The organism is Saccharopolyspora sp. NPDC045941, assembly GCF_056431445.1.
Genome location: NZ_JBWKKU010000091.1, coordinates 1 through 14,020 on the forward strand (window position 1 = coordinate 1; position 14,020 = coordinate 14,020).

Here is a 14,020-nt window from a genome sequence, read left to right on the forward strand (position 1 = left end):
GCGGATAACGCATGCCCTGAACACGACAGCAAGATCAACAACAGCCAATCAACCAACCAAGATCACCATCAGCAACCATCGGTGGATTGAGGCTACTGAAATAATCCCTACCCTTCTGGCCACAGATCCCGGCACGTTTGAGCCGAAATGGCACTGACACGCAGACTTGCACGTAGCGAGCAGATAACCGCACCTTCATGCCGCGCTACAGCAGCATGCCGACCACGGAAAAGAATTCTAGGGATTCCTCTCACCGACAGGGGTTCAAGTCCCCTCGGCCCCCTCCCACACGAACACAATCAGTTTCCGCACAACAAGACGGCGCTGTGCGTACACCGTCTTGTCATGCTTTGCAGCTGCCTCCGAGTGATCGGGGTGGTGGCCGTGAACCCTTCTTTGAAAGGTAGGACAGCCTTCAGCGGGGAACCGGCCCGGGCCGGCCTCCCGCCGGCGGCCCAGCCGTGCTTCAAGCACGATCCGGCACAAAGATCAACGCGCCGCAGCGTCAGATCAAGCCGTGGCGCAGCGCATAGGCGACCGCGTGCGCTCTGTTACGGAGCCCGAGCCTGCTCATCATTCCGTGCAACACGCTCTTAACCGTACGCTCGGAATACACGAGCTTCTCCGCGATCTCGCCGGTGCCCAACCCATCCGCGAGCAGCCGGAAGATCTCGATCTCCCGTGAGGAGAGACCGCTCAGCGTCAGGTCACGCGGCCCCAAAGTGCTTTCCTGCAACTGCTTCAACCCCTGCAGCACCGCACCCAACTGCTGGGCGGGCAGGTCACCACGGCCCTCACACGCATCCGAGATGGCTTGCAGCAGGCGTGATTTCGTCGTCACCTCCCCGCGCGGCACCAGCACGATCAAGCCGTGCTCGATGGCAGCCAGCAACTCGGCATGCCGCAGATCGTCCGCGATGAGCACCAGACGAGAGACCGTGATGTTACTCAGGAGCTCGCACAGGCCGGAACTATCAGCGACCGCGACGGTGACTTCGGCCTCCTCACAATCGGCGACGAGATCGATACCGAAAGCCGGATGGAGCATTGCGTGCAGACCTGAGACTACGAGCGGATCGACGGCACGTACGGCGACCCGAATACTCGTACGGCCCGCCTGCGCGGTGCTAACGGCGCGGGGGGCGCTTGGCCAGGCAGTGTGCGAAGTCATGTTCACAGAAAACCTCGTCAGTATCTCGGCTACCACTCTTTCAGAGAGGCAGCTCCCTGCACACTGAAAGCTGCCAGCTGAACGCCAATCGAGCCGCCCGAAAGCAACACATGCATCCGGCCGCAACCCTTTCAGCCAGTCGTACAAAACGGTGTGTCAGCAGCACTACTCGCAAACGAGAAACACGACACGCGCAGCGGATGAGCCCGACCCTCGTACGCGTCGCCATCACACCCGAAACCCGAAACGAAGCACCGCACAGAAAACACGACCGGCACATCGACGTAGTCTGCGGATCGGCGAAGATCTACGGCCCCGCCTCCGTGGCGGCTGCTCGGCCAGGTGACGTGTGAGGTAATGCCCACTCCCGATCGTGTCCCGCTCTCCTCCAACGGCGACTGGTCGTCAGCAGAGGTGCTACGCGCGGGTGCCGGACTGCGCGCCACGCATGCCCATCTCGTTCGCCTCCTTACTCGGTCGGACCTAATTCTCGTCCGTCCGGCTCCGCGGCGACACCGTGCAAGTACCTGGCGACTACGTGAATTGCGGACGCTCCCCATCTATGTCGGTCACCGAGTCAAGGTTTAGTGTGGTCACGTGGTGACGCGGAGTGAGAAGGGCAGCCTCCCGGCGGAGGTGACCAGCTTCGTCGGTCGTCGCCGTGAGATGTCCGAGGTCAAGAAGGTCCTTCCGGCGGTGCGGATGCTGACCTTGACCGGTCCAGGCGGAGTGGGCAAGACCCGGCTGGCGCTGCGGGTGGCCATGCAGACCCGCAGAGCGTTCCCGGACGGGGTGTTCCTGGTCGAACTGGCCGCGCTGCAGGATCACGCGCTGCTGGAGCAGACCGTCGCCGACGCGATAGGGCTGCGCGACCAGTCTCGGGAGGTCCTGGTGGACCACCTGCGGGGCAAACAGCTCCTGCTGGTCCTCGACAACTGTGAGCACCTGGGGGCCGCGTGCAGGGTGCTCGCCGGTGAGCTACTCGCGGCAGCGCCGCGGTTGCGGATCCTGGCCACCAGCAGGCAAGCGCTCCGCACACCCGGAGAGCACATCCGGCCGGTGCCGCCCCTGCCGCTGCCCGATCTGGACGTGACCCCGGGCGATGACTCGGCCGCCGGGGACGCGATCCAGCTGTTCAGCGAGCGAGCCGCGGCCGTGGTGCCCGATTTCGTGGTCACCCCGGCAAACCAGGCCACCGTCGCGCGGATATGTCAGCAGCTGGACGGCCTGCCGCTCGCGATCGAACTCGCCGCCGCGCGGGTGCAAATCCTCTCGCCGGAGCAGATCCTCCAGCGGTTGGACGACCGGTTTCGGCTGCTCACCGCAGGCAGTCCCGCCGTGCTGCCTCGACATCGGACGCTGCAGGAGGTGATGAACTGGAGCTACGCGCTGTGCTCCCCGGCCGAGCAGAGGTTGTGGGCACGGATGTCGGTGTTCGTCAGGGGGTGTGACCTGGACGCGGCCGAGGCGGTGTGCGCCGGGGACGGCATCCCCCCGGAGGAGGTCATCGACGCGGTGGCCGGATTGGTGGACAAGTCGGTCCTGGTCAGGGAGGAGGACGGCGACAGCGCCAGTGTCCGGTACCTGATGCTGGACACAATCCGCCACTACGGCAGGGAGAAACTACGGGCCGCTGACGAAGAGGCGGCCCTGCGGAGACGGCACCGGGACTACTTCTTGAAGCTGACCGAGCGGCACGCGGCCGAGTGGTTCGGTCCCGCCCAGGAGGAGATCGCTGTAAGGAGCCGGCGCGAGTTCGCCAATCTCCGGCTGGCGCTGAAGTACTGCCTGAACACCCCCGGGGAGTCCCAGACTGGGCTGCGGATGGCCGCGGCACTGCACTTCTACTGGTACGGTTGCGGCCCCCTTGCCGAGGGACGGCACTGGCTGGACCGGATGCTGACGCTGGACGTCACACCGAGCAGAGCGCGGGCCGCAGCGTTGTGGACCAACTCCCACCTCGCCGTCGCGCAGGGCGACCGCGCCGCGGCCGCCGACATGGCTGAGGAATGCTTCCAGTGGGCCAGGTCGGCCGGTGACAAGAACATGCTGGCCCACGGTCTGTTCGCGTTGGGAACAGTGGAGTGGGCCAACGGCGGTGACCTGCCGCGGACGCTGGTCCTGATAGAGGACTGCCTGGCGCTGTTCGAGGCACTGGGCGTGATGACGGCCGTCACGGCCATCGCCTACGTCACGATGAGCGCGACGCTCACCCAGCTAAACGATTTGGACCGCGCGATGGCGGTGTCGCAGCAGGCAGGCGCCCTCTGCGACCAGCACGGCGATCGATGGGCCCGAACGTACGTGCTGTACATCAGATCCCTGACGGAGTGGATGCGGGGCGAGGTGGCTCGGGCACGCGCGTGTGCCGAGGAAGCCCTGCGGGAGCAGCAGATCTTCAAGGACGCACTGGGCACTGTCTTCGTCATCGAGTCACTGGCCTGGTACGCAGGGAGCAGCGGGGAACACGAACGCGCCGCCGTGCTGCTGGGAGCGGCGCACCGGCTTTACCCGATGGAGGGCAGCAAACCACTGGCCGACCTGCCGCGCTATCACCTAGTGCACGACGAGTGCGAACGGCAGACGCGCCATGCCCTCGGCGACCGCGGGTTCCAGACCGCGTTCGACCGGGGCGTCAGTTTCGAGAGCGCCCAGGCAGTGGCCTACGCCCTGGGTGAGGATGCCGACGGCACCACGTCGGCTCCGGCCGCTGCCGATGATCCGTTGGCCCAGTTGACCCGGCGAGAGCGGCAGGTCGCCGAGCTGATCGCCAAGGGACTGTCCAACAAGGACATCGCCGCTCGGCTGGTGATCTCCACGCGCACCGCGGAGGGACACGTACAAAACGTACTGACCAAGCTCGGGTTCACCAATCGCGTCCAGCTCGCGGCGTCGTTCGGCGAGTACCAGCAGGTCCGGAATTTGTGATCATCGTCCGTGCTCCGGTGTTGTGTTCGTCGTCGCTCGGTGGTCACGGCGGCGCGAGTGCGAACTGCTTGTCCAGCCAGTCGGCGGTCTCGGCTGCGGCGACGTGGTTGCCGCTGGGTTCGCCGTCGATGGCGGGGCGCCCGAAATGCAGACCGCGGACCTCGGCGGTGGCGAAGTCCGCAGTACCGAGCGCGGCGATCATGCCTACACAGCGATCACATCGCGTACCCAATTACATTAGCGGACTCAGTCATCGCGGGGTTCCCGGCCAAGTCCCTTCAGCCATCCCAAACGGCGAAACCATGACAGCCATAACCGAAACCCCTGAGTTCACCGATCTCAGGAGTGACCGGTTCGAACCCTCTTTGAAAGGTGGGACAGCCTTCAGCGGGGAACCGATCCGGGCCGGCCCCACCGGCGGCCCGGCCGGGTTTCAAGCACGATCCGGCACAAAGATCAACGCGCCGCAGCGTCAGATCAGGCCGTGGCGCAGCGCATAGGCGACCGCGTGCGCTCTGTTGCGGAGCCCGAGCCTGCTCATCATTCCGTGCAACACGCTCTTAACCGTGCGCTCGGAATACACGAGCTTCTCCGCGATCTCGCCGGTGCCCAACCCATCCGCGAGCAGCCGGAAGATCTCGATCTCCCGTGAGGAGAGACCATTGAGCTTCAGGTCGCGCGGCCCCAAAGTGCTTTCCTGCAACTGCTTCATCCCCTGCAGCACCGCACCCAACTGCTGGGCGGGCAGGTCACCACGGCCCTCACACGCATCCGAGATGGCTTGCAGCAGGCGTGATTTCGTCGTCACCTCCCTACGCGGCAGCAGCACGATCAAGCCGTGCTCGATGGCAGTCAGCAACTCGGCATGCCGCAGATCGTCCGCGATGAGCACCAGACGAGAGACCGTGATGTTACTCAGGAGCTCGCACAGGCCGGAACTATCGGCGACCGCGACGGTGACTTCGGCCTCCTCACAATCGGCGACGAGATCGATACCGAAAGCCGGATGGAGCATTGCGTGCAGACCTGAGACTACGAGCGGATCGACGGCACGTACGGCGACCCGAATACTCGTACGGCCCGCCTGCGCGGTGCTAACGGCGCGGGGGGCGCTTGGCCAGGCAGTGTGCGTAGTCATGTTCACAGAAAACCTCGTCAGTATCTCGGCTACCACTCTTTCAGAGAGGCAGCTCCCTGCACACTGAAAGCTGCCAGCTGAACGCCAATCGAGCCGCCCGAAAGCAACACATGCATCCGGCCGCAACCCTTTCAGCCAGTCATTCAAAACGAAACCCCAGCAGCATAACTTGCCGTGATCTTGCCCCCGCCGACGACTTCAAGGTTTTCGCCGCCGATCGTCATCTAGACGATTCTGTCCTACGAACCAGGCCCCCCACCATTCGCGGGAGGGTGCGGCGGCACGTTTCCCGAGGTAATCGACACCGGGGTGCCCAGCTCAGAGAAGTTCGGTATCGCTTCGGCGATGCGCGAAGAACGCAATCCCCGTCCAGCGCGCTGAACACTTCTCCGAGTTCGCAACCGCAGCATAGGTCGCTGCCTCTCGCTCACGGATCAGTAGCGGAGGATCTCGGATGCTGCAATGTGAGCGGGAGGGGACGTCGAGGAACAGGTAATCGGCGTAGTCACTGGATCGTACGCTGGCGATGGATCCATCGTTACCTTCCTAAAATTAGCATTTCAGGGTTCCATGATTCGCGCCTCATTCGTCCACATCGGGCGATCGAGTAGGCGTTCCTGCTCGCCAACAGTTCCTAACCGGACGAGCCCCGCGCGAGCAGTCGGCCGAGGGCGGCCGTGGTGTCCGCGTGGTCCGCTGGCACGACCGCCGAGTACAGGGCAGTCCAGCAGGACGGGCAGCAGTACTGCCGGAACACGACCGGCACATCGACGTAGTCGGCGGGGTCAGCGAAAATCTGCGGCCCCGCCTCCGTCGACGGTCCTTCATAGCGGGCGAGTGACAACTGGTCGCCTGCGGCGGTGCCGCCGAGGATTTCGGCGCAGTGGCGGCACGCCACGAGGGTCTCGCCGTCACCGGCAACCTCGACCAGGTTGTCGTCGATCCGTTTGACCGCGGTCATCTCTGCCGTGCCCCGCGTCGCGCCCAGGACCAGCGACCGATCCTTGCGCCGGGCTCGATGGCGGTCGCGTTCGAAGGCAGTGGCGGCGGCGTCTACGGCCCCCTTTTGGATGAGGACGCCGTAGACATCGAGGGCGCTCGCCGCGGTGATCTTGTGTTCTCGAAGGTCGTGAGCGACTGCTTCGGGATCGCGTTTCAACGGGTCGCCGTAGCCTCCGCCGCCCTGCCAGGTCATCGCGAACACCTCACCGGGTGCGAGATAGCTCGAAGCGTAGTTCTGCCCTGGTTCGAGCGTGTCGCTGACCTCCTCCAACTCGGCCGGAATCCGTCCGGAAGCGAGAACGTCGGCGACACGACTCTGCCTCGCGACCACGTCGAGTCCGCTATTGCCGGGGTACCCGCCGCAGAGTCCGCCGTTCTGAGCCACGGCCTTGCCCGCGGACGCCAGGACGAGCCCCATCGGAAGGCTGGTTCCGTGCGGGGTGATCGCGATCGACGCACCAAGGCCACCCCGGTGCCTGCCGGGCCCGCCGGAGTCCGGAACCTCGCGCCGCCACAGCGTCAGGACGGGGTAAAGGAACTCGGTCATCTCGACGTCAGGTACGCGCCCCATGGGGATGCAGAACAGCCCGCCTGTGTCGATGCCGTCGGCGTGCGGTTTGGCGCCGTATCCGCCGGCCATCGGCTCCATGATGATGTTGAGGAACGGCACGGGCTGCTCGCCGCGCTCGTCGAGGCCGGCGATGACGGCCGTGTCCCAGGTGCCACAACAGGTGGCCTGCACGTTCTTACCGAGCTCGAGATCACGATCGAGCATCTGCGACAGGCACTCAGCGACGAGGCTGCCGGTGAGCCAGGCGGGGCCGATCGGGCCGCGGCCCACGGCCGCCGGGAACGTCGCGTTGTTGAGGGTGCCCTCCTCGGTGACCAGGTCGAAGCAGCGCATCAGCCCGCCCGCGGACCACGGGATGTCGTTGGCGAGGATCGGCAGCAGCGCGAGCATGACACCGCCGCGCATTCCGGCGTAGGTACAGTTGATGACGCCGGCCTGTGGGTCGGTGCCGCTGAAGTCGAACGTCAGATGGTCGCCGGTCTTGGTGGTGGTGACCGTGATCTTGTGCAGGTTTCGGTCGCCCTCGTGCGACTGGTCCTGATAGCCCGTGGCCGACCAACTGCCGTCCGGCAGCGCGGTGAGCTTGTCGCGCAGCCTCGTCTCGGCGTCGGACATCATGCGCTTCATGACAGCCTTGACCGTGTCAGGGCCGTACTGGTCGATCAGAGCGTGCAGGCGCTCGGCGCCGACATTGTTGGCGCCGATCTTGGCGCGCAGGTCGAGACCGACCAGCATCGGCACGCGAGACCGGCGTGTCCACATGTCCGCGATGTCGCGCTGAAGTCGACCTTCGCGAACAACCTTGACCGGCGGGGTGGGCAGGGACTCGGAAAACACGTCCTGCGCTGCCGGGGAGAACGAGCCGAGGCCGACACCGCCCAGGTCGGGCTGGTGCGCGATGGCACTGGTCCAAGCGAAAAGCTTCCCGTCGTGGAAGACCGGCTGGTACACGATCACGTCGTTCTGGTGCAGCCCGCCGCCGACCCAGGGGTCGTTGCACAGGAACATGTCGCCCTCGGCGATGCCGGGGTTGACCGACCGGTGGCGCAGCGTCCAGTAGATCGCCAGGTCGACCGCACCGACGAGCATGGTGTTGTAGAGACCGACCTGGACCTCCTGGCCGAGCTCGTCGGAGATGGCGAAGTCGAAGTCGTTGGCGTCGGTGACGATCGGCGAGCCGGACATGCGCTTGAGCGCCTCGCCCATCTCGTCGGTAACCGACCACAGCCGGTGCCGGATCACCTCGTAGGTCAACGGGTCGAGCGCGTCGACCTGGCCCTGGGCAACCGTGTGCACATCCAAAGTGGACGGTAGTGAGCGCTGCAGCTCGGCGGGGTCGACTGGGCGGCTGGAGTAGACCTCCGAGCCGGGCACCGGCATGGTCACGACGCGCTCCCTGCGGTAACGGCGGTGCGAGCGGGTTGGATGGCGCGGGCAGCGTTGGTGCGGATGATCAAGTTGCCCAGGTGGTCAACGGTAGCGGTGGTGTCGTCGGGAACGACGACGGTCGTGGTGGGCACCTCGACGATCGCGGGACCGGTCAGCATGTGCCCGGCGCGCAACTCGCGGTAGTCGTAGATCGGGGTTTCGACATATCCGCCGCGGATGTCGAGGCAAACCGGGCGCGTGGCGATCCACGCGCCCGACGGATCGGCGGAGTCCGCCGCGGGCACCCCGGGCAGCTCTGGACTGAACGGCAGCACGCCGGTGCCGCGCACACGGAAGGTGATGGCCTGGATGCCTGCCTCGCGGAATCCGGTGTCTTTGCCGTACAACGCCGCATAGCGCTCCTCGAACGCCGCAGCGGCCTCCTCGACCGCGGCCATGTCGAGCGGTCCGTTCGCGACCGGGGCCGTGACCTCAGCGAGCTGCATCGTGTAGCGCATATCGATCTCGCGGTGCAGCTCGATGGTCTCGAACCGGACGCCTTGGCGGCCGAGGCCGTCGAGAACCCGCTTCTCCAGCTCGGCGAAGTCGCGCTCGGCGCGCGTGGGATCGAACGGCACGACCGTCGGGTCGGATAGTTCCGCGGCGAGCACGATGTCGGACGAGGCGAGCCCGAAGGCGGAGAAGGCCGACGCGACCGGCCCGAGCGGAACGACGACTTCGCTGACCCCGATCTCGGCTGCGTAGCTCGCACAGTGAGCGGGACCCGCACCACCGAACGCGTAGAGCACAAAGTCACGCGGATCGTGCCCGGCCCCGACCACGGTCTTGCGCAGCAGATCGCCGGTCTGGGCATTCTGCACCGTGTAGATCGCGGCCGCAGCCTCCTCTACGGTGAGCCCCAGCGGCTTGGCGATCCGGGTCTCGATCGCTCGACAGGCCAGCTCGGTCGACAGCGGTTTGCGGCCGCCGAGCAGACCCCGCTCGGGCAGGATGCCGAGCACGAGGTTGGCGTCGGTGTTGGTCGGCTCGGTGCCGCCGTTTCCGTAGCACGCGGGGCCGGGAACCGCCTGCGCGCTGCGCGGCCCGATGCGCAGGTTGCCGCCGGCGTCGAGCCACGCGATCGCGCCGCCGCCGGACCCGATCGCGTCGACCCGCAGGGTAGGCACGTTGATCGGGTGGTGGTTGATCACGGTCGTGGTGTCGCGGACCGGTTCGCCATCCACGACGAGACCGGCGAGGAAAGTAGTCCCACCGACGTCGGTGGAGATGATGTTGCGGTGACCGAGCTGGCAGCCCAGCGCGACCGAGCCCACCACGCCGCCGGTGAGCACGGAGCCGACAGTGCTGATCGCGGTGGCCGGGGCCTCCTGCGCAGCCACCGCGCCTCCGTTGCTCTGCATGACCAGCAACGGCCCGGCGAGCCGGTTCTCGCGCAGCGCGGCCTCGAGCGCGGTCAGGTAGTCACGCAGGCCCGGCCCGATCTGGGTGCTCATGATCGTGGTGGCATTGCGGGAAAACTCGCGGATGCGGGGGCTCACCTCGCAGGACAACGCGACGAAGACGTCGGGGTCGGCCTCGGCGACCAGCTCCCGCAGGCGCCGTTCGTGCACGGGGTTGCGGAACGACCACAGCAGGGACACTGCGATCGCGCGTACGCCGTCATCAAGGAGAGCGCGGATGGCAGCGCGTGCCCCGTCCTCGTCCAGACCCACCACGACGTTGCCGTCCCGGTCGATGCGCTCGGTGACCTCGATGGCATGCCGTTTCGGCAGCAGCGCGTGGTCTTTGGCCTGCCCGAGGACGTTCTGCAGCTCGTGCGGCGAACGGCCGAGGTAGCGACCCTCGACGTTCATGATGTAGATCGAGTCCCGGTGCCCCTTCGTGGTCAGGAGACCGACCGGCGGCACGTTCCCCGTCACCAGCGCGTTCAGCGATGACGTCGTGCCGTGCGCGATGTGGTGCGTCTGGGCGAGCATCTCCGGCATCGACATCCCGAGTTGTTCGGCCAGTAGCCCGAGCACGTCCAGAACGCCTCGCGAGTAATCCGGCGGAGTGGACGGAGACTTGGCGGCGAGCACGGTCCCAGCGTCGTCGAGAACGGCGTCGGTGAACGTTCCCCCGACGTCCACGCCGATGACAAAGGTCATGACACACGCTCCTTGCGACGACGAGCACCTCTACCAACGGATACGTAGACTATTAAACACTTCGTTCGAGACAAAGCCATGACGTGACCAACCACCCAATTGGAGCCAAGGCCTTGACGCCGCGACTTCTGATACGTCAAATAGTCGACTCAACTGTCAAGGCACTGGAGGTCCGGATGCAACTACGTCGGGCCGCTGTACTGGGCGGGGGTCCTGGCGGGCTCTACGCCGCGCGTCTGCTCAAACTTGCGTACCCCTCGTGCGACGTCAGCGTGCACGAGCAGGGAACGCCGGACGCGACGTTCGGCTTCGGCATCGGTCTGGCCGCGGGAACGCAGCGCAACCTCAAGGAAACGGACCCAGACACGCTGCGCGACATCGTCGCGGTGGGCTGCCGCCACGACATGACGATGCAGGTCGGCGGACGCGTCGCACGCGTGGACAACAATCGCCTCATCGGCATCGCTCGTACGGAGCTTCTCTCGGTGCTGCAATCGCACGCGGAGAAGGTCGGCGTACGGCTGGAATTCGGCACGCGGCGCACCGCAGACGAGCTCGACGCGGACATCGTGATCGCCGCCGACGGGATCAACAGCACGACCCGGGAGTCCGGGCCGTTCGGCACGCGGATCGACACGGGGCGCGGCCTATATCTGTGGTGTGGCACCGACTTCGCCCTCACGGACGCCGTCTTCGCTCCGGTCCGCACCGAGCACGGCATCTTCGTCACGCACGCGTATCCCTATTCGGACGACCGCAGCACGTTTTTGATCGAGACCGACGAGGCGACCTGGCGCCGCGCCGGTTTCGACACCTCTACCGCGGAGGCGCCTTCTGACGCCTCTGACGAGAAATCGTTGCGCTACCTGCAAAAGGCGTTCGCCGAACAACTGCGGGGCTATCCACTGATCGGCAACCGCACCCGTTGGCTGCGGTTCCGGACCGTACGTTGTGCACGCTGGTCCGCTGGCCGCACCGTGCTGCTCGGCGACGCCGCGCATACGGCGCATTTCTCGATCGGATCCGGCACGAAACTGGCGATGGAGGACGCGATCGGCCTGGTCGAGGCTCTGCGCGACGAACCAGACCAGGCCTCGGCATTCGCGCGCTACGAAGCCATCCGCCGTCCTGCCGTCGAGCGCCTGCAAGAGCTCGCGCGCCGCAGCCAGCTGTGGTGGGACTCGTTCCCCTCCCGCCTGCATCTGCCGGTTGAGCAGCTGATGGTCGCCTACATGACCCGCGCGGGCAACGTGCCGCTCGACCGGTTCGCCGCCACGAGTCCCGACGTCGTCGCCGCCGCACTCGAGCAGTACGCGGGCAGCGCCGGCCCTGCTGACCCGGCCGGGGTCACGGCGTGGGTACTGGACCGGCCGATGATCCGCGACGGCGAACGCTTCCCGCGTCGCCGGATCGATCACTCCACCAGGAATCTCGTCACCGTCAGCGTCGTGCTCACCGATCCGTGGGGCGATACCGGAGATGCCGTGGTGGCACGAGCGCGCCGCGCTCTCGAAGACGGGGCCGAGGGTTTCCGGGTCACCGGACCCCCGGACCGGCCCGCCTTGCTGACTAGGCTGGACCTCGCCGAGCGGATCCGCGCGGAGACCGGAGGTCTCGTCGTGGTGGAAGGGCCTGCTGAGCTGCGCGACGACTTCGCCGCTGGCCTGGTGAGCGCGCGCACCGACCTGGTTGCGTTCACCGTTGAGCCGACCGAAGAGGAGAGTGCATGAACACCGCGCACTGGGGCGGCAAGGTCGTCGACTACCCGCCGGACGCGGTGCGGGCCTACCGCGATGCCGGGCTGTGGGGCACCCGCACGCTCGCCGACGAGCTGCACCAAGTCGCGCTCGCCCACCCGGACCGCGAGGCGGTGGCGGCGCTGGACGGGCGGCTGAGCTACCGCGAACTCGACGAGCGCAGCGATCTGCTCGCCGCCGGGCTGAACAGGATCGGCCTGGGGCCCCGCGACCCGGTGCTGTTCCAGGTCACCAACCGGCTGGACACGGTGGTCGCTTGGTACGGGGTGCTCAAGGCCGGCCTGGTGCCGGTGTGCACACTCGCCGCGCACGGCGGCCATGAAGTCGGTGCGATCAGCCGCCAAGTCGGCGCCACGGCGCACCTCGTCGAGGCAGGCACCCGCGGGACCGACCTGGTCGACTTCGCCGTCGAGCAGCAACGCGGACACCCGACATTGCGGCAAGTCCTGATACTCGGCGGCCGGGACGGCGACCCCCGCGGTGCCGCGATCGAAAGACTCGGCCGTGATCTCGACGCGCAGACGGCCCGCAAGACCGTCGAGGAGATCCAGTCCAGTGCCGCCCCGGACGACGTCGCGGTGTTCCAGCTCTCCGGCGGGACCAGCGGCGTGCCGAAGATCATCCCGCGGCTGCACGCGGAGTACTGGTACAACGCGGTGGCCTACGCCCGCTCATGGGGCTGGGACACCACGACGCGCGTAGCTCACCTGATCCCGATCATCCACAACGCGGGAATCACCTGTGCCGTGCACGGCCCGCACAGCGTCGGAGCGTGCCTGGTCCTGGGCACTCCTGACCTCGACGAATCCCTGCCCCTGATGGCCCGCGAGGGCGTGACGCACGTGCTGCTCGGTCACGGGCACTTCAACGCTGTCGCCCACCCGGAGTTCACGGCCGCGACGAGGGCGGTGACCCAGGTCGTGCTGTCGGGCACCAAGGTGCCCCCCGCCCTATTCGACGACCTCGAACGCCGCGGCCTGTGGTCCGGGCAGCTGTTCGGCATGGGAGAAGGCATGTTCCTCACCACCCGGCCTGGTGCTCCCCGCGACGCCCGTGCGACCACCGTCGGCACGCCACTGTCCGAAATGGATGCGGTTCGGATCCTCAAGCCTGGCACCGAGACCGAGGCGCCCGACGGCGAGACCGGCGAGTTGTGCTGCCGCGGCCCGTACACCTTGCGCGGCTACTTCGACGCCGCGGACCACAACACGAAGACGTTCACCTCCGACGGCTTCTACCGTACCGGCGATCTCGCCTCGATCCGCCTGGTCGAGGGCGAGCGCTACGTGTCCATCGAGGGCCGGATCAAGGACCTCGTCAACCGGGGCGGCGAGAAGATCAGCGCTGCTGAGGTCGAGCTGTTGCTCCTGCGGCATCCTCGCGTCACCGCGGCCGCCGTCGTGGCCATGCCCGATCCCCGCCTCGGCGAGCGGACGTGCGCGTACCTGGTGGCCGAAGGCCAACCACTCGATCTATCCCAAGTGCAGCAACACTTCGCAGACCTGGAGGTGGCGAAGTTCAAATGGCCCGAACGCATTGAGCACCTCGCCGAGATCCCGCGCACGCTCATCGGGAAGGTCGACAAGAACCGGCTGCGGGCCGACATCGCAGCGAAGATCACCGCCGAACGTGAAGACTCGAGGAGGACCTCATGACCAGGTACCGGATCAGACTCGTCGTCCCCGGCTCGAACGTCACCCCCTCCCTCGACCTGGTCGCACCGGTCGAGCAGGAATCCGTGCTGCCGGCGGTGGCCGCAGCCGGCGCGTACAGCCTGCTGGGGAACCTGCGGCTGGCGCCGGAGCTTCCCGGCGCGGGCAGCCTTCTCGCGGCGGCAACACCTCTACCATCACAGCTATGAGCGGCGGTACACCCCGGGCAAACGCCCGCAAGAAAGCTGGAGAGGCGTCGTCCCAG

Annotated in this window: 9 protein-coding genes; 4 read left to right on the top strand and 5 right to left on the bottom strand. The window is 66.7% G+C overall.

What is annotated here, in order from left to right; translation table 11 throughout:
* Positions 1-505: 505 nt before the first annotated feature.
* Positions 506-1,048, bottom strand: a complete 543-nt coding sequence (locus AC07FN_RS41620; protein ID WP_478400633.1) for a helix-turn-helix transcriptional regulator — start codon at positions 1,046-1,048, stop codon at positions 506-508.
* Positions 1,049-1,768: 720 nt separating this feature from the next.
* Between AC07FN_RS41620 and AC07FN_RS41625 the strand changes: the two genes are divergently transcribed.
* Positions 1,769-4,099 (top strand): ATP-binding protein, encoded by a 2,331-nt coding sequence (locus AC07FN_RS41625; protein WP_478400634.1) that lies wholly within the window; start codon positions 1,769-1,771, stop codon positions 4,097-4,099.
* Between the two features lie 43 nt (positions 4,100-4,142).
* On the opposite strand, the gene AC07FN_RS41630 is transcribed toward AC07FN_RS41625, so the two are convergent.
* From AC07FN_RS41630 to AC07FN_RS41645, 4 genes are all read right to left on the bottom strand, one after another.
* Complete coding sequence (locus tag AC07FN_RS41630) at positions 4,143-4,301, bottom strand: hypothetical protein (protein ID WP_478400635.1); 159 nt, start codon at positions 4,299-4,301, stop codon at positions 4,143-4,145.
* A gap of 270 nt (positions 4,302-4,571) precedes the next feature.
* Positions 4,572-5,114 carry a helix-turn-helix transcriptional regulator gene (locus AC07FN_RS41635; protein ID WP_478400636.1) on the bottom strand — a complete coding sequence of 181 codons (543 nt, stop codon included), beginning with the start codon at positions 5,112-5,114 and terminating at the stop codon, positions 4,572-4,574.
* A 757-nt stretch (positions 5,115-5,871) separates the two neighbouring features.
* Positions 5,872-8,196: a hydantoinase B/oxoprolinase family protein gene (locus AC07FN_RS41640; RefSeq protein WP_478400637.1), complete on the bottom strand. Its 2,325-nt coding sequence runs from the start codon at positions 8,194-8,196 to the stop codon at positions 5,872-5,874.
* Complete coding sequence (locus AC07FN_RS41645) at positions 8,193-10,346, bottom strand: hydantoinase/oxoprolinase family protein (protein ID WP_478400638.1); 2,154 nt, start codon at positions 10,344-10,346, stop codon at positions 8,193-8,195. The genes AC07FN_RS41640 and AC07FN_RS41645 overlap by 4 nt, the downstream gene beginning before the upstream one ends.
* A 176-nt stretch (positions 10,347-10,522) precedes the next feature.
* Between AC07FN_RS41645 and AC07FN_RS41650 the strand changes: the two genes are divergently transcribed.
* Genes AC07FN_RS41650 through AC07FN_RS41660 form a run of 3 tightly spaced genes read left to right on the top strand, consistent with a single transcriptional unit; the run spans position 10,523 to position 13,964 of the window.
* Entirely contained in the window at positions 10,523-12,076 is a 1,554-nt protein-coding gene (locus AC07FN_RS41650; protein WP_478400639.1) for an FAD-dependent monooxygenase, read from the top strand.
* The gene (locus AC07FN_RS41655) at positions 12,073-13,758 is read left to right on the top strand and encodes a (2,3-dihydroxybenzoyl)adenylate synthase (RefSeq protein WP_478400640.1); all 1,686 of its coding nucleotides are present in this window, start codon (positions 12,073-12,075) and stop codon (positions 13,756-13,758) included. Before AC07FN_RS41650 ends, AC07FN_RS41655 begins: the two co-directional genes overlap by 4 nt.
* A complete protein-coding gene (locus AC07FN_RS41660) occupies positions 13,755-13,964 on the top strand; it encodes a hypothetical protein (RefSeq protein WP_478400641.1) in 210 nt (69 codons plus the stop codon). The genes AC07FN_RS41655 and AC07FN_RS41660 overlap by 4 nt, the downstream gene beginning before the upstream one ends.
* Positions 13,965-14,020 lie beyond the last annotated feature (56 nt).